The 17,844-nt window shown below is 36.1% G+C and carries 19 protein-coding genes and 1 riboswitch; of the genes, 5 read left to right on the top strand and 14 right to left on the bottom strand.

The window, feature by feature from the left end; all coding sequences use genetic code 11:
- Positions 1-4: 4 nt before the first annotated feature.
- The gene (locus tag C9J35_RS15100; RefSeq protein ID WP_369122296.1) at positions 5-97 is read left to right on the top strand and encodes an IS3 family transposase; all 93 of its coding nucleotides are present in this window, start codon (positions 5-7) and stop codon (positions 95-97) included.
- Between the two features lie 119 nt (positions 98-216).
- Here the strand turns inward: C9J35_RS15100 and C9J35_RS15095 are convergent, their stop codons facing one another.
- The 5 genes from C9J35_RS15095 to C9J35_RS15075 all read right to left on the bottom strand — a co-directional run bounded on the left by C9J35_RS15095 (position 217) and on the right by C9J35_RS15075 (position 3,401).
- On the bottom strand, positions 217-432 hold the full coding sequence (locus C9J35_RS15095; RefSeq protein ID WP_107925155.1) for a hypothetical protein: 216 nt from the start codon (positions 430-432) through the stop codon (positions 217-219).
- 597 nt (positions 433-1,029) lie between these two features.
- Complete coding sequence (locus C9J35_RS24250) at positions 1,030-1,227, bottom strand: hypothetical protein (RefSeq protein ID WP_235616328.1); 198 nt, start codon at positions 1,225-1,227, stop codon at positions 1,030-1,032.
- A gap of 118 nt (positions 1,228-1,345) precedes the next feature.
- Positions 1,346-1,729: a hypothetical protein gene (locus C9J35_RS15085; protein WP_235616327.1), complete on the bottom strand. Its 384-nt coding sequence runs from the start codon at positions 1,727-1,729 to the stop codon at positions 1,346-1,348.
- A gap of 279 nt (positions 1,730-2,008) precedes the next feature.
- Complete coding sequence (locus C9J35_RS15080) at positions 2,009-2,989, bottom strand: VanW family protein (RefSeq protein ID WP_054770046.1); 981 nt, start codon at positions 2,987-2,989, stop codon at positions 2,009-2,011.
- A 199-nt stretch (positions 2,990-3,188) separates the two neighbouring features.
- The gene (locus C9J35_RS15075) at positions 3,189-3,401 is read right to left on the bottom strand and encodes an S-layer homology domain-containing protein (RefSeq protein ID WP_054770045.1); all 213 of its coding nucleotides are present in this window, start codon (positions 3,399-3,401) and stop codon (positions 3,189-3,191) included.
- Between C9J35_RS15075 and C9J35_RS23660 the strand changes: the two genes are divergently transcribed.
- Positions 3,400-3,567 (top strand): hypothetical protein, encoded by a 168-nt coding sequence (locus C9J35_RS23660; protein WP_167395978.1) that lies wholly within the window; start codon positions 3,400-3,402, stop codon positions 3,565-3,567. The two genes, C9J35_RS15075 and C9J35_RS23660, sit on opposite strands and share 2 nt — an antisense overlap.
- A gap of 258 nt (positions 3,568-3,825) precedes the next feature.
- Entirely contained in the window at positions 3,826-4,011 is a 186-nt protein-coding gene (locus C9J35_RS15070; protein ID WP_054770044.1) for a response regulator transcription factor, read from the top strand.
- Between the two features lie 313 nt (positions 4,012-4,324).
- On the opposite strand, the gene safA is transcribed toward C9J35_RS15070, so the two are convergent.
- Positions 4,325-4,933: a SafA/ExsA family spore coat assembly protein gene (safA, locus tag C9J35_RS15065; RefSeq protein WP_107925153.1), complete on the bottom strand. Its 609-nt coding sequence runs from the start codon at positions 4,931-4,933 to the stop codon at positions 4,325-4,327.
- A gap of 483 nt (positions 4,934-5,416) precedes the next feature.
- Complete coding sequence (locus C9J35_RS15060; RefSeq protein WP_107925152.1) at positions 5,417-6,052, bottom strand: transmembrane-type terpene cyclase; 636 nt, start codon at positions 6,050-6,052, stop codon at positions 5,417-5,419.
- A gap of 233 nt (positions 6,053-6,285) precedes the next feature.
- On the opposite strand from C9J35_RS15060, the gene pgeF reads away from it, so the two are divergent.
- Together pgeF and C9J35_RS23410 are read left to right on the top strand one after the other, a co-directional pair.
- Positions 6,286-7,047, top strand: coding sequence for a peptidoglycan editing factor PgeF (pgeF, locus tag C9J35_RS15055; protein ID WP_107925151.1), 762 nt, complete (start codon positions 6,286-6,288; stop codon positions 7,045-7,047).
- Between the two features lie 168 nt (positions 7,048-7,215).
- Positions 7,216-7,596 carry a DUF5658 family protein gene (locus C9J35_RS23410; protein ID WP_153062960.1) on the top strand — a complete coding sequence of 127 codons (381 nt, stop codon included), beginning with the start codon at positions 7,216-7,218 and terminating at the stop codon, positions 7,594-7,596.
- Positions 7,597-7,691: 95 nt separating this feature from the next.
- Here the strand turns inward: C9J35_RS23410 and C9J35_RS15050 are convergent, their stop codons facing one another.
- The 7 genes from C9J35_RS15050 to C9J35_RS15015 all read right to left on the bottom strand — a co-directional run bounded on the left by C9J35_RS15050 (position 7,692) and on the right by C9J35_RS15015 (position 17,483).
- Positions 7,692-8,804: a Ger(x)C family spore germination protein gene (locus C9J35_RS15050; RefSeq protein ID WP_107925150.1), complete on the bottom strand. Its 1,113-nt coding sequence runs from the start codon at positions 8,802-8,804 to the stop codon at positions 7,692-7,694.
- The gene (locus C9J35_RS15045; RefSeq protein ID WP_107925149.1) at positions 8,801-9,883 is read right to left on the bottom strand and encodes a GerAB/ArcD/ProY family transporter; all 1,083 of its coding nucleotides are present in this window, start codon (positions 9,881-9,883) and stop codon (positions 8,801-8,803) included. Before C9J35_RS15045 ends, C9J35_RS15050 begins: the two co-directional genes overlap by 4 nt.
- Before the next feature lie 30 nt (positions 9,884-9,913).
- Positions 9,914-11,308: a spore germination protein gene (locus C9J35_RS15040; protein WP_107925148.1), complete on the bottom strand. Its 1,395-nt coding sequence runs from the start codon at positions 11,306-11,308 to the stop codon at positions 9,914-9,916.
- 651 nt (positions 11,309-11,959) lie between these two features.
- Positions 11,960-13,336 carry an amino acid permease gene (locus C9J35_RS15030; protein WP_107925146.1) on the bottom strand — a complete coding sequence of 459 codons (1,377 nt, stop codon included), beginning with the start codon at positions 13,334-13,336 and terminating at the stop codon, positions 11,960-11,962.
- Between the two features lie 340 nt (positions 13,337-13,676).
- Complete coding sequence (mgtE, locus tag C9J35_RS15025) at positions 13,677-15,035, bottom strand: magnesium transporter (protein WP_107925156.1); 1,359 nt, start codon at positions 15,033-15,035, stop codon at positions 13,677-13,679.
- 259 nt (positions 15,036-15,294) lie between these two features.
- Positions 15,295-15,460, bottom strand: a riboswitch (M-box (ykoK) riboswitch).
- A 222-nt stretch (positions 15,461-15,682) separates the two neighbouring features.
- The gene (locus C9J35_RS15020; protein ID WP_107925145.1) at positions 15,683-15,892 is read right to left on the bottom strand and encodes a hypothetical protein; all 210 of its coding nucleotides are present in this window, start codon (positions 15,890-15,892) and stop codon (positions 15,683-15,685) included.
- A gap of 70 nt (positions 15,893-15,962) precedes the next feature.
- On the bottom strand, positions 15,963-17,483 hold the full coding sequence (locus C9J35_RS15015; RefSeq protein ID WP_107925144.1) for an NCS1 family transporter: 1,521 nt from the start codon (positions 17,481-17,483) through the stop codon (positions 15,963-15,965).
- Positions 17,484-17,844 lie beyond the last annotated feature (361 nt).

Here is a 17,844-nt window from a genome sequence, read left to right as displayed (position 1 = left end):
GTATATCAATTATTATAATAATGTTCGTATTAAACAAAAACTGGCCGGCATGAGTCCGGTAAATTACCGAAAACATGCCAGCCAATTAGCTGCATAATAAAACTCTAACTTTAAGGGGTCACTACCGAATCGCGCCCGATTGTTATGGGTTTCGGTCTCTTTTCAAACTTTCATTTGGGAACGTTATTGTATTATGACATGCATAAGCAAACAAATTTAAAGCTCTACTTTCATACGTTTTATTTTTTTAAAACGAAAAACTAAATCAACAAGATATATAATTGATAAAGCCATTGGAAGAACTATTTTTATAATTAAATCATCAACTAAGTACCAACAAACAACATACAAAACTATTAATGCTAATAAACCCGTCCAAAAAGCACGAATAAATTTTTCCTTGTTGTCTAATTTCCAAAAGAAAAATTTCATAGTATCACCAATCCTTTAGTCGCTTTTATTCCTATGATTAATATTTCGCTATCAATGTATAGTGTTCCTTTAAAAAGCTTCCCAAAGCGTCGTTTTTAATAACATATCTTTAAAAAATGTTATTCAATAATATGGCCCGATTGCTGAATAAGTAGAACCTGAATTTCAATGCATTTATTTATCAATCTTTATTAAAAACCACACTTAAATAATTTTGAACCACCATTAATTTAAATTCTTCACTATATTTTGTCATAAAAAAATCACCCCAAAAATTAGTTTTTACTCTAACTTATGGGGTGCAGTAATACAGCCATCCTTTTTTTATTTAAACCTTTCGAATTGATTACCAACCCAACGTTGTTGATTCTCAACATATTGTTCTACTTCAATCAAACGTTTAACTAATTCCTCCTTAGAAAGCCGCATGTACTTCTTTCTAACGTTTGTTAATTCTCTTTCAGGGGAGATTCCTTCTTAAAGTAGATTCATCAAATGTAGAAGGCTTCTCTGGCTTTTTACGAGCATTCTTTACTTTATAAGTTCTACTATGCTGTTTGTAATACTCATATAGTTCTTCATTTCGTTTAATAGTATTTATGTGAATACCTTTCTCTTTATCATCAAATGCTTTTGAATGCCCCAAATATTATGATAGGTTACTGGAATCCCTTGTTCTACAAGAAAATCAATGGTTTGTTTGCCAATAGAAACAGAATGTTCCTTACGTTGTTGATGTACTTTATCAAGCCACTGACGTTTATCTGAATGGATTCGTTCTAATGATTGGTTCATAGTTACGTTCCTCTCTGTACCGCTTGATTAGTACCTGCAATTGAAGGCATTCTTGGCTTATCTTCTCGAACACCCTTTATCTCCTCTTTGTAGCTATGTAGGAAAGCCTGACCATCTATTAATGGATTACCTGTTTTAACCGTATCATTGACTTATAAAATGATTTTAATGCTGATAAAAATCGACTAATTGTGTTTGGACTTTTGTTAGTTAGATTTACAAACCGAAAGGTATCTTTATCACGAATTTTACACTTCATTTCATGCAACAAATAATCTTCACCCACAACACGTATTTTTTCTTCTGAATCATTCCATTGCACATTGTTTCCTTGATAATTACTTTCTTCCTCTAACCATTTAAAAAAGGGAAGTAGACAATTCAAATATGATATTGCAGAGCTTTTATCAATTCTCCCTAAACAATCATGATAATAATCTGTCAAAGGAATAAAGGGCTGGTTATCTTTAAATACAAATAACTGATATTTACTTTTCAACATGCTTCGGACAATACTCAAACCAATACAATTATTATCCCCCCTTAAAAGAACGTATGTTCCTATATTAATTTTTTTCTTAAACCTTGTAAAGTGTTTAACCTTTTAACAAATGTACATGAGAAAGTTAATGTAAATAAAAATGCACATTACTAAAATTTGCATTTAGTAATGTGCATTTTCTTTTAATGTGTAACATTATAAAAGAAACACTATTGAATAAGACATAATGTACAATTACCTTTACTTAATCTTACAGAGTACAGTGTCTTCCACCAGCAACTAAGGATTTTTCAAAAATTCTTCATATTTCTGCGAGGTTCTAACTTCCACCGTAAGAAAATCTTTCCCATAGAGCGTTGTGATTAAAAACGGCACATCACTGGTGTTTTGAAACCGGAAATCTAATCCTCCATAGGACACAGTAGCATCTCTTCCTTTTGGTACATACCCTATATCTAAGGAATGATGATGTCGTTCTACAAATTTTACTGGAATTTGATCAACCGCATTAAAAAGCGTCGAGGATGTTTGGCAAATGCCTCCTCCAATACCCATAACCACTTTCTTATTGATGATTTCAGGTGCAGGTTGATAGCCATTTGCTTCGTCTCTTGGACCGACCACCGTATTAAAGGAGAAGTAATCGCCACTGCCAACAATGACATTATTTATGGCCTTTGCAGAAAGTTCAATATTCTTGTTCCTACCTACATCTGAGGAATTGAAGTACGTGGTAAAGGATGCAACAACTACATCTTCTAAATAAGGAATATCCGCTAGATAATATCCACTTTCCGAAATATATAGCGGCATTTCCACATTTCCGCCGCTTGCTGATACAGCCATTACCTTTTCCACCAATTCACTTTCCTTCAAAAGCACCTGTGGATTTCCTTTAATGATGTGACCATTAGCACCAATTCGATCGAGTACCATTCGCTTATCATAGCCCGCTTCTGTCTCAGTCCCTCTTGCAAGCTCTTTCGCTAGTTGTTCAATCTTCTTTTTATACGTTGCAACATCTTCCTCATAACCTAAATCTTTCGGTGATAAGGTTTGTATGATATCCATTGTATTGGGGTCAACAATATTTACGACTACAGGCGCTGTTTCTTGTGTTTCCTTTTGCTCGGCAGTAACTGGCTCCTGTAAGCCATCGAGTTGTTGCTGTAATTCTTTTTCTTTCTCCGATTTCCCCTGACAACCCGCCAAACCAATGACACATACAAGGCACATTGTAGCTATCCACTTTCTTTTCACGTTCTAAACACCTACCTCTACGGTACTTCTACAGAGACATCTTATTCATGTATTGATAGTAGTGTGTTTATTTTCAGTGATTTTTATTTATATTTACCTATATTGCATTCTTTCGGCTTGTTCACTTTCTAATGCTTCAAGAACAAGTAACCGCAATCGTATAGGAATCGCAATATTTTAAACGTTCGTTATTTTCATACTATATTGACGCATCTGCAAGTGCGGCAATGTAATCATGACTCCAATGCGTAATTGGAACGTTTTGGAAGGTACTCGTTCCATTTGGTGTTATCCCAAATGCACGTACTAGTATTTTCGCCAACTGTGCACGTGTTATATTGGCATTTGGATTAAATGCACCATTTGACCCGGCCACAATGCCTGCTTGCTGAGTATTAGCAGGTGATAGCATGAATGCCGATATGGCGTTACAGGCTACGAAAACAAAACAGCCCTTTTGGAGGCTCGTTTACGCACGATTATTATTATTGAAGGAACAACATGAAGATGCCTTAACAATTTGTTATTCAAGTAAAAACAAAGGCACAACAGGATACACAAATTGCCACTATTATTGAAGCAACTGTTCTTGAGACACTATGTCATCTTAAACTTGGCAACACCGATTTGGCATTAGATATTTTACATGAAGCATTGGCACAAGGAGCACCCTATTATTATATTCGGACCTTTTTAGATGAAAAAGAGATTCAGCCTCTTTTAAACAGCTATTTTAAAATGTTACAAGATAATCGAATGACCAAATGGCAACCTCTTTCACTGCATTATTTGTAGCATCTGCAAGTCGAGGACACAGGTAGCAGTGAATTAGACCATTGACAACACCACGTGAACAAGAAGTGTTTGATTTATTAGCTGACGGTGAAACGAACCGTGAAATCGCGCAAAGGCTGAATTTATCAGAGGGGACAGTCCGTGTTTACTTATCAACCATTTATAGTAAACTCGATATCAATTCAAGAGCAAAGGCAATTCTTATAAAGAAAAATAAAATCCAGTGAAACATGAACAAAGTACTTGGACGTTGCTACTTTCACAATGAGATGCTCCGTTAAAATGACGCTCGTTATATGTAAATGCTACAACCTGTCCTCGTGTTATTAGCACAGTGCACCAAAGTTGTCGTTATACTCAAGCTATCGCAATCTAGTTAGAGCTGAAATACGTTTTCTGTACATTCCAAACAGGTATGTTTCGGTAAATCAGTTGTTTGGCGATGATAGGATTGTGAGCTATCACTCAATTGCGTTTCTAAAATGAACAAGGGCTGTTTCACTATCAGTATATACTGACAGTGGAACAGCCCTTGTTCTATTATTTTTGCACAAACATTTGTGTCCAGTAGTTACCTTCTGCAACATACCCTACACCAATATGTGTAAAGTTTTTACTCATAATATTCGCTCGATGTCCTTCGCTATTCATCCATGCTGTCACAACTTCTGCTGCTGAGCGTTGACCTTTGGCAATATTTTCACCTGCAGATTTATACGTAATACCAAAGTTTTTCATCATAGTGAATGGTGTACCATAAGTAGGACTTGTGTGGTCAAAGTATTTTTTGTCTAGCATATCTTGCGACTTGTATTGCGCTACTCTTGAAAGCTCCCAATCCTCTTTCATCGGTGATAGACCCGCTTTTTCGCGTTCAGCATTGACAAGTTTAACAACTTCTTGTTCTACCGTTGCTTGCTCTTTTGTTGGAATATTAATTTTTTGTCCTGGGTTAATTTGATCTGGATTTGCCAGTTGTGGATTCGCATCAATTAGCTCCTGTACACCTGTTTGGTTTTTCACGGCAATTTGCCAAAGAGTATCTCCTGATACTACTGTATATGAATCGGCTGCCATTGCGCTAATTGGTACTAATAAAGATACTGATAATACTGAGGCCATTGCCACTTTTTTTACTTTTTTAAACATCAAATCATTCCTTCCTGATTGCTCTATATTCATGGTAAATAGTTTCAAAGAATTATTCATCACTAAATATATGGAAGGATTTTTACAATTGTATGACAAGACGCACATTGGGATGCAAGATGCCTTTCATAGCGCTTTTTTGACTGTTTTACTTAGTAATAATTTCGCAATCTATTTGTAATAGGAATAAATTACCATAAACCTTTTTAGCAACCTACTAGTTTTCATGCTGAAAATATAACAATACATTAAATTTCAATTATTGATATTACCGATTGTTAGATGAACTAATCGAACTTTACGGTAGTTGATCAGTCCCCTTAGCTGACTCGTTGGCATCCCAAGTGGTGGTGGGCGTTTATCGAAAAATAAAAAAAATCACACTCAATGAATAGAAGCGTGATTTTCATACTGTTAGTTCACCTGGTTCATCGGCAACGAATGGGCCATTAATTATCTGCCGTCACCAGCCAAAATAAATAATTAGCCTCTTCTAAAATTTATCTTTCTACGATAAACCCTATAGAGCAAAACAATATAGAGCCAATCAAAGATAAATGTAGCGATTGACATAATGGTTATCAATGGCGTTCTAAAATAGATAAAGAACGCCACAGAAGCAAACAAGGTCCCAATCATTTTACAAACAGCAATGAACATTGATTGACCGTCAGTGTTCCCTCTCCAAAATAATAACGAGATAAACAACCCAGACATCATCAGATTTTGCGAAAATGCGGCGTATTTCCCTTCTATATCATTTAGTTCCTGTGTCATTACTAGGATAATTAGAAAGCTTACACTCAGTGTGATCAGGAAAGACGCATAAAAAAGTTTTGGGGACATGATTTTTTTATATTCCTTAGGACCATATTTTAAATACTGTAGCAAAATAACCATGTCGAGTAAAAACCACAGAAAAGTAATGATTTTTTGTAAATCATTTTGCGGATAAATAAAGGTAAAGATGAATTCCCACGATATATTCGCACAAAGCGCAACCATCGGCATGCCATATTTCTTATCTTGAAAGCCACGTTTTATAATGAGTATGTATGTAATAATCCAAAATAGCCCCATGCCTAATTGGCAAATCAATAGAAAGTAATGCTGATTCATATACACGCTCCCTTGTTACATATTTAAAAACAATGTCTTCTTGGATACTATATGACCAGAAAATTATCAATTATGTCTTTTTCAAGTCGTTCCATTTTTAATTGTAGGCGCCAATTGTAGAAATTGTTGCACCTGTTTTTTCTATATAGTATGCAAACCTAAGAAAAAAAATCGTCCATAGCATAAGCTATACTTTGGCAATTCAATCATATATAGTAAGACGGGGTGAAGATATGACAACTAAAATTTATTTCGACAACGAGAAATTCATAGCAGGAACTACCTTGAAGGATGCTACGCAGCAAGAACAAAACAATATGGCACTACATGTCTGCAAAAGTACAGATGATGTGCTTAAGAATCGAATGAAGTTAGCAGCGACATTGCATTGCGACCTGCATGATTTTATCTGTACCGAGCAAACACATAGCGCAAATTTCCAGCGGGTCACAGCTATCGATAAAGGGCGAGGAGCTTTACAAAATGATACAGCCATAGCCAATACCGATGCTCTCTATACATTCGAGCCGAATCTGTTACTTTGCAGTTTTACGGCCGATTGTGTACCCGTAATTTTCTATAATGAGGTGAAGGGCCTTGTCGGGGTTATTCATTCTGGTTGGCAAGGAACGGTCAAGGAAATAACATTACAACTGTTTCAGCACTTAATTCAACAGGAGCAATGCCTACCACAAGATTTTCATGTACAAATTGGCATGGCACTCAGCCAGCAGAAATTCGAGGTGGATGTGGATGTATATGAGAAATTTAAGAACCTCGGCTATGCAGAAGAATTTATGTATTACAATGCACAAACTAATAAATACCACATTGATAATCAACTAACGGTGAAAAAACAGTGTGAACTAGCGGGGATTCCGACCACGCACATTACAATTGATCCAACCTGTACGTATGTTAACGCAGATGGCTTTTCCTATCGCCAAGACAAACAAGCAGGAAGACATTTAAGCTTTATTATGCAAAAAACATAGCAAACCAAAAGTAACACCTATAAGCTTTGAAAGCATACTCATCGCACAAAAAAAGGCAATTTGTCACGCTACTAAGAATGATAAATTGCCTTTACAATATGTTGGTTGATTTTATAGCTGTATAGCCTTCCCGTTTCTCTATGTTTTAAAAAAACGACTGTCTTTTTTATGAATCACGTCCAAAATGGCTATTCTACTATTACTCCCATTTGCAAAGGCGTGATTATTATCTTTAAATGCAATATTCTGTTCCTTGGCCTGCTCATAGCGATATTGAATATTTTTGATGGTTTTGCTACACATTATGGGCTAATGCTAAATAAAATTGAAGAATTAAATCCAATCATGGATGTATTGTGGGTTCTTAGCCCCACATTGTTTTTAGTAGTGAAAATTATGCTGTCGTATTCCATTACTGCACTTTCCTATTTGGTTTATCGAAAGAGCGGTGAACGATTCAAAAATCTCTTCTCCATGTGTTTAACTGGGTTATTAATCATTTACTTAGGCGTATTCGGTCTCCATATATATTGGTTAACCTTGCTTTAACGATAAGACAATGTGAAAAGGACATGTAAAAGGCCTGCGTTCTTATCCCTATCGAACTCAGACCAAACAGTCGCCTGGACACTTTGTTAATTGCCTTATCGTAACGTTCCTGTACTAATAATGGACGTATTCACTTCCACATCTACCTCTAATTTGCTTATAATTTCTCTAGTCATCTCTTTCTTCCATTTTCCATGGTGATACATTCTGAAATATTCACTTAACCCACTAGGGTCCACTTTCATGTCATTCAGCTTAGCAAAAAACTTTTTAATGTCCTCTTCAAGCTCTTTATTTACATCATCCTCTAAAACCGCTAAGCTATCCGTGGTATTTAACTTATTTTCTCGTTCTCCTTTGTACTCGCTCAGCGTCCCTTTAATCTTTAGCTTAATCGTGAGCTTAGGCGTATCTATATTCTTATTGCTTTTAATTTTTACACTGTTTTCTATTAAGTCCATCATCAATCTTTCTTTGCCATGCCCTTGATTCATATTGATATCCAACGGAGCTAAGTTTTTTCTACCTTTAATGGCCTGAATCAACAACGCCTCTTCTGGCTTTATCGTATCAAACATATTATTTCCTTTGAACACAGCTACCCCTTTAATCTCAATTTTATCATTATTTTTATCAATAAACGGGAGAATTGGATCCAAGACCGGATTTGTGATTTCATACATAAAATCATGAATATTCGTATTTGGGTTAAACGCCGTGTTAATGCTTGGTTCCAACAAGTCATTTAAGTAAAAATTGATATTCGGTTTATCCGGATATTTATATCTTAACATCTCTTCTCCTCGTTCCTTCACGACCGCAATAAGCACCTTGTTACCGACCTCAGCATTTCTGTATAAGTGCTGAATGATTTTTAGAACATCCCCGTTTCGTGCTAGCTCTTCATTCACAAGAACGACGCGCAATTGGTTGAAAACAATTTTTTTATCTGACAGTTTTTCGATTTCAACAATCCCATTGGAAACAAGATCTGTCGCAACAGAGAAAATTTGTGTATTTTGCTCTGCTTGCGGAGAATACTGTGGAATTGCCACAGTTAATTGCGTTTTATCTTCATCAATATAGTCAAAAGCCATAATACCCACCATACCTACATCTTCCAATGGCACTTTTAGTTCTTTGTCGGCACAACCTGCCAAAAGAAAAAGGACAACAAAAGAAGTTAGGCAAAGAAATTTTCTACTCATGACTGCACCTGCTTCTTTTTTCGAAGTACATAAAGAATAACTAATAATAACGGCCAAATAATAAACATATAACCAACATAATTACTTGCGGTAAATAATTTATCTTGAAAATTACGTGATAACGGCATCTTCACAACAAAAAAAATGATAATAGCTAGTATATATAAATAAGCATTACTATTCTTTACTACGAGAGAATCTACACCCTTTTTCGCACACCATAGATAGGCAGCGACCGAGGATAATATTAAAAATACCCAGAGTGTGATACCGATAATATCGATTCTTTCAACAAATGAAAATTCGCCAGCTTTAAATAGGTTGAGTACTGAAAATTCTATATTTTTTAATTGCCATTCTGAGTAATACATCACACTAATAGCCGTGGTAATAAAACAAACAAAAATGCTAATCCAAATGCCGATTAATGTATGCTTATAGGCTTTTTTTTGCTGCACTATATATGGATAGTAAAACATGATTAATTCATATCCTAGAATCGATAAATACCCTTTCTTCATGGCTTCATAAAATTCCCCACCAGTAAAATTGAATAAAGGGAGAAAGTGGCTCATCTCCCCCTTTTGAAATGCCCAACTAGTGAAAAACATCATACCTATCGTAATAAAAAAGGTCATCATACAAAATCTGGCAATGGATTTAATGCCACCACTTACAATGTAAATAAGTAATAATAGAAAACAAATCACAGGTAAGGTAATAGTCTGCTCTGGCAGGGCTGTACTCTGAATAAGATGCATGTAATTACTAATAATTCCAGCACTAAAAACAAGAAATTGAAGGATGAAAAAAAAGTTGATGGTTTTTCCTAGCCATTTACCTAACAAAATTTCATTGATTCGATATAAATTTGCATCAGGATATTTCGAACCAATCCAAATCATTGGCCAAAGTGTCACACTTGCGATAACGCCAAATAGAAGTGGCATAAACGTCTGATTATAACCTAAAGAACTAAGTTTTTGAGGGAGTGAAAGAATACCTGTACCAATCATTATACTTTGTGTTAAAAAAACAACATGATATGCATTTAAAAGCTTTTTATTGTTTGTACTCAACGTTAACCACCTCTATTTCCATAAAACCATCTATTTTTTTTGTGCTCTTGAAATCCCCTTCTTTGCCATTAAATATTTAGTTGGAAATCTGATGACACCGTCCAATAAATCTGTCGCTTTCCGAGGAATAAATGGTGTCATATAAGGCGTACCTAAAGATTTTAAATTTTGTAAATGGTTGATTAACCATGCGAATGCTAGCATTTGCCCGAACAATCCAAAAAAACCAGCAGATAAGATAAAAATATAGCGCACAAACCGACTCGTATTACTCATTAAAAAAATGGGTGGCAGGAAAGAAAGTAATGCTGAAGTTGCTACTAACACAATGAGTATATTACTCAAAAGTCCTGCTTCTACAGCCGCTGTTCCTATTACAATACCACCTACGATACCAATCGTTTGCCCGACTTTTGCAGGCATTCGAGAACCGGCTTCCCGCAATACTTCAATGATGAGCTCGATAAACAGTACTTCGATGATTGGTGGAAACGGCACTTTACTTCTTGATTCTTGAAGATTTAATAACAATTCATATGGCAAAATTTCCGGATGAAATGTTAAGGCAGATATATACATTGGTGTAATCATTATCGTCAGGAAAAATCCAAAAAATCGAAGCATCCGAAGCAAAGAGGCAGTGGACCAACGGTTATAATAATCTTCAATTGATATGAACATTTCAAAAAACGATGTTGGGCAAACAACAGCCGCTTGACTATTGTCCATAAATAGGACAATTCGTCCGTCAATAAGATACTGACTGACACTATCTGGTCTTACACTCATATAATACTGAGGAAATGGCGATAATGGATTATCTTCAATCAATTGCTTCAACTCAGATATATCTGTAAAATAGGGATAATCTATGTTATCTATACGCTCTCGAAGGTTTTCCAGATTTTCTTTATTGACAATATTATCCATATACATGATGGAAATTTTAATATTTGTCTCTGTGCCTACTGTGCGAATTTCGGTCTTCAACAATGGATTTTGGATACGCCTTTTCACTAAAGAAATATTGGTCTCTAATGATTCTGTAAAAGCGTCCTGTGGGCCAATAACCGTAGACTCTGTTTCAGTATTTGTTATCGAGCGTGTGGGAGCACTATATGTGTCAATTGTTCGTAGTTGATTTAATTGATGAAAGAATAACAGCGTGTGACCAGCATTCAATTTTTGTAAAACAATCTCTATATTCTTAATATCCACGGATTCAGCTACACGAAGAATTTGACGAATATGATTAGCGAGTGGTATGAATATCATCGATTGTACGGTCATTTTCTCTACCAGAGAAGATATATATATAACGGTAACATTGCCTTCTTCTGTGTAAACTTTTTTTATGACGACATCATCTATTCCATGAATTTCTTTCTTTAGCAATTCAATGACTTGTTGTGTTGTCTCACTCATTTCATTTCAACCCCTTTATAGCGTCTAGCTGCCAGGTATTTACTACATTTTCAATCCATAGACATTTCATATTTTTTATGTAGTTTGTCCTTTTCTTAATCGATTATGTAATCAACATTTTCTGTAAAAATGCAAACAACCAAAGTATTGATTTTACATCAAAACAAAAAAAGAGATATCTCCTAATTTGCAGTAGATACACTGTTCCATCCACAGGCACAGCACCAACTAATTTTTCGAGCGGCCCCACAAAAATGGAGTTTCCGCACGAGCTGTTTCTACAGGAATGTTGCGCCATCCACGCCAATCAATACTGACCGCCTTTGCTGCTAACATACTTGAGATAATCATAAACATGATGTCCAACAATTAAACAATGCACGTAACCAGCTTGAAGTGCATTCAAAAACTCAAAAGGTATTCGGGTTGTGATCACTCCGAATACCTTTTGAAATTTTATCAGCAATACATCTAAGCGGAAGGCCCCGCAGTAGTGTAGCAACGGGGACACTGAAGCCATGCATGCGACAAGCGTCCACCATAACGTCATTCAACGAGTTTAAATAAAGAAAAAGACCGTCGACAAACTCATTTTTTGAGTTTGTCGACAGTCTGAAATGATGACTCTCATACATCATAGTAATATCGCGTTTAGTTGTTATCATCCATTTCTACTGGACGTCTCTTTCCAATACCAAAAGCATAGAAGCTAATTGTAACAAGCACAAGGAAAACAATTCCCACGATTAACGATACACGTGTATCCTCATTAAACCACATACCGATCAGTACCATTATTAAAAAAGCAATAGTTATATAGTTTGTAACTGGAGCAAATGGCATTTTAAACGGATGTTCTGCCAGTTGTCCATCTTTTACTTTTCTAAATCGAATTTGACTGATTAAAATAATAAACCAAGGAACCATCCCAGGAAGTACACTTGCACTATATACATAGACAAATAAATTTTCAGGAGCAATATAACTCAGTACAACGCCAATGACTAATCCAACAAGCACACCCGCTGTCCCGAATATCGGAACACCATTCGTAGAAAGCTTTGCAAAGAATTTTGGTGCTTGGCCATTCATCGCTAGTGTATAAAGCATACGTCCTGCGCTATAAATACCACTATTACAACCTGACATTGCCGCCGTGATGACAACGAAGTTAATAATCCCTGCTGCTGCAGTAATCCCTACCTTTGCAAAAGTTGCCACAAATGGGCTACCAATTGTTCCTAATTCATCCCACGGGTAAACTGTAATAATGACAAAAATCGCACCGATATAGAATATTAAAATACGCCAAATAATGCTTTGAATCGCATTGGTAATTGTTTTTTGCGGGTTTTTTGCTTCTCCCGCAGTTATCCCGATAAGCTCAACCCCTTGGTAAGCTGCTACAACCAATGATAACGCAAAGAAGAAGCCAGTCCAGCCACCAGTAAAGAAGCCGCCATGTTCCCAAAGATTTGATAACCCAATCGCAATGCCTCCATTACCAATACCAAAGAAAATCAGGCCAAAGCCTGCGATAATCATCAGAATTATCGTGACAATTTTAATCATTGCAAACCAGAATTCAAATTCACCAAACGATTTAACCGAGATAAAATTCGCTAAACCTAGAATCACCATCGCGATAAAACCTGGAATCCACGCTGGTAAATCTGGATACCAATACTGCATGTATGTTCCTACGGCAATAATTTCGGACATCCCAACGATAATCCACTGAAACCAGTTACTCCACGCCGTTAAATAGCCTGCTAATGGATGGATATATTTATAACCGAATGTTGCAAATGAGCCTGTGCTTGGTTCCATATAAAGCATCTCACCCATTGCACGCATGATGAAAAATATAAAAATCCCTGATATAGCATAAGCAAGTAGCACAGACGGTCCTGTCCACTGAATGGCACTGGCAGAACCCATAAATAGCCCTACACCAATCGTACCGCCAAGAGCAATCATTTGAATATGACGCGCCTCTAAGCCTCTTGTTAATTCTTTATTTGCCACTTGAATGAGCCTCTTTCCTTCATGTTGTTTCACATTTAAATTACTTTACTAATAATAATAAATTCTTTCTAAAAACACAATTGTATTTTTAGGAAAAACAGCATTTAAGTAATATTTAACCGGTAAAAAAGTATGAGAGCACTCGCTAAAATATTATTTCTAAATATTTTTAATATGTAGAATATTCGCATTTATAATTAAAAAGAATCCATTTTGACAGATCAAAGTGGATTCTTTTTCAGCACATTCGGTTAGGATTTTAATATTATTTGATGATTTTCATGTTGTTCCACAAACGTGCCCGATTGTGGAATAGTTTAATCTACAGGAACTTAAATCTCTACATCAATTTTGAAATAAACATTGTTGCAATTCCAAAGTAAATAAGTAAGGATAGGATATCATTCAGTGTTGTAATTAAGGGACCAGACGCCACTGCCGGATCGATTTTAAATTTATATAAGATTAAAGGAATAATAGTCCCAGCCAAAGTCCCGATAATCAGAGTCACAACTAATGAACTTCCAACAACTAAACCTAGAACCGCATTCCCTTGCCAAATATAGGCTATAATCGAGATTAATATGCCACAGGTAATACCTATAATCAACCCTACTTGCAGTTCTCTAATAATAAGTTTAATAACTACGCCTTTATTAGTATCAGTAGTAATTAGACCTCTTACCACAACAGCTAATGATTGAGTACCTGTATTTCCAGTCATCCCAGCAATCATAGGCATAAAGAAGGCCAGTGCGACGACTTTGGATAATGTTTCTTCAAAACCACTAATAATGGTTCCCGAAACTAATCCGATAAATAACAGTAAAATTAGCCAAGGCAGTCGGCGATATGCAGCCACATGTGCCTTCGTGTCAAAATCAATGGCTTTACCAGATGCCGAAAGTTTCTCAATATCTTCGTTTGCTTCCTTGATAACGACGTCAATAATATCATCGACTGTTACAATTCCTACCAATTCATTATTTTTTTCAACAACAGGAACTGATAAAAAATCATAACGCTCTATTACACGAGCTACTTCTTCTTGATCCGTTTCAGCAGAAACGGAGATTACTCTGCTATACATAATATCCTGAATCTTTTCAAATTCATCACTTATTATTAAATCTCGATAGGATACAACACCTACTAATTTTTTATCATCATCAATTACATATAAATAGTTTATCGTTTCTGAGAATTCTGCAAATATTTTAAGTTTATCAACTGATTCTCGAATAGTATAGTGTTGAGGAATCCACACAAAACGGTTTGTCATGATTCGTCCTGCCGTTTCAGGAGGATAGTTCATAATATTTTTAACAATTTTCGATTCTTCTTGCTTCATGCCTGAAAGCAGTTCTTCAATTTTATCAGGTGATAGGTTTTCTAACAATGAAGCTAAATCATCATTATCCATTAAATCCATTACCTGACCTGATTCTTCGATCCCTAATTTATTCAGAACTATTAATTGATGTACTTTTTCAAGCTCTTGAATGAGTTCAGCGATTTGTTCAGGAGTAAGAAACAATAAGAAACGTGTATGATATTTTTCTGGTACCCCCTCAAAAATCCGTGCAATATCATACGGTTGGAGTTCCTTCAATATTGCTTGGAATTCTTGTTGTTTTCCTTCTTTTAATGCCTTAATAATCTGAATTGTTATTTGGTTTTCTGGCATGTTTTTAATCATTTTAACAACCACTCCTTCATTGAGGAACAAAAAATATTCCCCCAACGATAAAACAATCGTTAAGAAAGATAAATTAAAATTCCTCATGGATATTCTGTGTATTTAATTCATTTTTATAATACTTCGAGTCTGGTTCTGAATAGTCATAGTTATCCATTTTCCTCACCTCACATAAAAATAAAACACCTTCATAACGAATGAAGGTGTTTAGACGGTACTATAAACGTACATGATTGCACAACAAAAAAATTGTAGCAAATCTGCTCCTCCATTCGTAGAGCTTTAGCACTGTGTGGCATAGGACAAAGCCAGCTACATTAAAAACCACCTTATGTCGATGGTTTCTGTTGACCCATTGGCGTCTTTCGACATTTCTGGGCAGTAGCATATCTCCTACACAGGAGCCTCACCTAACGAGGATATTTAATTACAAGTTCACTCTAAAAGAATATCTTTTAGAAGTCAATGGTTTTTTTAAAACTTTATATGGATACCCTAGATTTTTTTCTTAAAGTTACCTGCTAATGAATGGCATTTTGATTAACATTTTTTTATAAACCATCAGGCTTTATGATGGTCATAACCCTATTCCATTATCTAAAAAGAGTCATGGAATAGAGTTTTTATCGCTACATATAAAATTTGCCTTATTGCAATAATGTTTGTTCTTGAAGTTTTGCTGCGAAATACTTACGTGCATCTGCTGTGAGGATCTGTAAATGTACAACTTCATCCTGTCGTCCAAACTCTACAAACATCCCACTTAAGTTTTCATAGACATATTGAATCTTATAGCCACTGTCCAAAAAATGATCCACTTTATTTATTTCATCCATACTTTGTAAGTAATCTGACATGCAATCACCTCGCTTTGTTCAACATTACTGGCCTTAATTCGCTACCGTGGAATATCCACTTGCTTTTATTTTATTCAGCACCTTTTATTTCAAGTACTGGATCAATTGACTCTACTGCATCCCCTTCATCTGTGTTGACAGGTGGCATGGGTACTGGTTCTTGACCGAAGATTTCATCCAAATTATGACCAGCAGTAATTCCTAAATACTTGGCATCACTTGGATCATCTAGTTCTGCTTGTGGGTACTTTTTGAACCACCAATATTTCGCTAATAGATAATAAAGAATGGCCCCAACGAAGAAACCGATTAATGATGAATAAGTTGGAAACATATTTGCGATGGACCCACCGATAATCCAAGCAATTAGCCCCGCTAAGTTGAAGCCTTTCATATACTTAAATTGGCCATCTAACTCGTAAAGATCTTTTACATTTACGCGTCGTTTACGAATTAAGTAATAATCAGCAAATAAAATGCCTACAATGGCTGTTAAAATACCACCTATAATTAATAGGGCATTGACCAAAACATCAAATAGGCTCCACGGCTGTGCTAGTATTCCAATAATCCCTGCAATGACAACCCCTACCCAAAACGGAACTTTAGGCCCGCCAATATTCGAAAAAATCGTGGCTGCCGGAATAACATTGGCAGAGGTATTTGTAGACCATTGTGCTAATACAATCATTAGCAGAAGAATACCTAAGACAATCCCACTAGCACTTTGTTGTAATGCGTTTATAGGATCCGCTGATGACACTGCCATATAACATACCGCACCAATTACAATCATAAAAGTATTGGTAATAGGCATCACAATCAACGAACCAATTAACTGTGTTTTATTGCGTTTGAACCAATTACGTTCATTTTTTGGTGCTTTAAAAAAACGTGATAGTGTAGGCATATCGGCTGCTAATGTTGCCCAGAAGCCCATATTTGCCATGATAACAACCATAAACGCAGTAAAGGCTGCCATACCCGTTGTTGGTGCTTCCACCCAAGTCCAGACATCTTTGCCTTGGGAAGTCGCATTATCTGCCAGCGTAATATACATCCAGCACGAAATTAAAATAATAATCGGTGCTGCTAAATCTGCAAATCGCTCAATCGATTTAATGCCGAGCGATGTATTGAATAACTGTAACGCCGCAAAGACAAGGAAACATATAAACCAATTGTCATAGCCAAAAAGCAAATTCAAAATACCATTAATCGCCATTGCACCAAAATATGTGTTGATACCAAACCAACATGCTGCTGTCACGCCACGAACAAGTGACGGTATATGCGTGCCAAATGTACCGAATGGCGCGCGCATATATACGGGGAATGATAAGCCATGTTCGATACCAATATCACCAATTAACGTCATAAATACGCCAATTAAACACGAACCTATTAATGTCGCTAAAATAACCATTGGCATTGGTAAACTCATAATAGCCGATCCACCAATCGCAAAGGCCGCTAAGACTATCGCCATCCCTACCCAAATAACCGCAAAACCAAATGCGCCAATATTTCTTTGTTGATGTGTCACTGGAAGTAAATCTGGGGATTTCAAATAATGCCCGTCATTCTCCATACATTTCGCTCCTTTTTAATCAATTACGTCTCGGCGTAATTGAGTCCGAATTTTGAAGTGAGCTAGAGTCTACATGCGGGCCGATTTTGCAGTCGGTCATTTTTTATAGCCACAGAAACATGGCGTTTTTCGATGTAGAATCTAGTTAGCCGCTAAGGCATGGCTACGCCGAAGTTACACTAACATCCTCAATTGATTTCCTTCAAAATCCGTGACATCCGCCGGAGGCATGTTCTTTATTCAGGCGTCGGCTGATTATCCACTGCCTTGTAACTGTTACAAAAAGAGGACGCTTCTACCGAATAAAGATTTTTTCGTGACAGCTACATGCGGTATTTCTTTCTTTTAGCTAATGTTAAGC

Origin of the sequence: Lysinibacillus parviboronicapiens (assembly GCF_003049575.1) — a bacterium.
In the GTDB taxonomy this organism is placed as follows: domain Bacteria; phylum Bacillota; class Bacilli; order Bacillales_A; family Planococcaceae; genus Lysinibacillus; species Lysinibacillus parviboronicapiens.
The sequence above is the reverse complement of the archived record's forward strand: the minus strand, read 5'-3'. Positions and strand labels throughout refer to the sequence as shown.

Bases quoted from the DNA above. Each gene is read 5' to 3' on its own strand.
- C9J35_RS15015 (WP_107925144.1), bottom strand. From the start codon at position 17,483: ATGGAGAATGACGGGCATTATTTGAAATCCCCAGATTTACTTCCAGTG.
- C9J35_RS15050 (WP_107925150.1), bottom strand. From the start codon at position 8,804: ATGAGTAGAAAATTTCTTTGCCTAACTTCTTTTGTTGTCCTTTTTCTT.
- C9J35_RS24250 (WP_235616328.1), bottom strand. From the start codon at position 1,227: ATGAACCAATCATTAGAACGAATCCATTCAGATAAACGTCAGTGGCTT.
- C9J35_RS15060 (WP_107925152.1), bottom strand. From the start codon at position 6,052: ATGAATCAGCATTACTTTCTATTGATTTGCCAATTAGGCATGGGGCTA.
- C9J35_RS15095 (WP_107925155.1), bottom strand. From the start codon at position 432: ATGAAATTTTTCTTTTGGAAATTAGACAACAAGGAAAAATTTATTCGT.
- C9J35_RS23660 (WP_167395978.1), top strand. From the start codon at position 3,400: ATGAATGCCGATATGGCGTTACAGGCTACGAAAACAAAACAGCCCTTT.
- C9J35_RS15085 (WP_235616327.1), bottom strand. From the start codon at position 1,729: ATGTTGAAAAGTAAATATCAGTTATTTGTATTTAAAGATAACCAGCCC.
- safA (WP_107925153.1), bottom strand. From the start codon at position 4,933: ATGTTTAAAAAAGTAAAAAAAGTGGCAATGGCCTCAGTATTATCAGTA.
- mgtE (WP_107925156.1), bottom strand. From the start codon at position 15,035: ATGATTAAAAACATGCCAGAAAACCAAATAACAATTCAGATTATTAAG.
- pgeF (WP_107925151.1), top strand. From the start codon at position 6,286: ATGACAACTAAAATTTATTTCGACAACGAGAAATTCATAGCAGGAACT.
- C9J35_RS23410 (WP_153062960.1), top strand. From the start codon at position 7,216: ATGAATCACGTCCAAAATGGCTATTCTACTATTACTCCCATTTGCAAA.
- C9J35_RS15020 (WP_107925145.1), bottom strand. From the start codon at position 15,892: ATGTCAGATTACTTACAAAGTATGGATGAAATAAATAAAGTGGATCAT.
- C9J35_RS15075 (WP_054770045.1), bottom strand. From the start codon at position 3,401: ATGCTATCACCTGCTAATACTCAGCAAGCAGGCATTGTGGCCGGGTCA.
- C9J35_RS15040 (WP_107925148.1), bottom strand. From the start codon at position 11,308: ATGAGTGAGACAACACAACAAGTCATTGAATTGCTAAAGAAAGAAATT.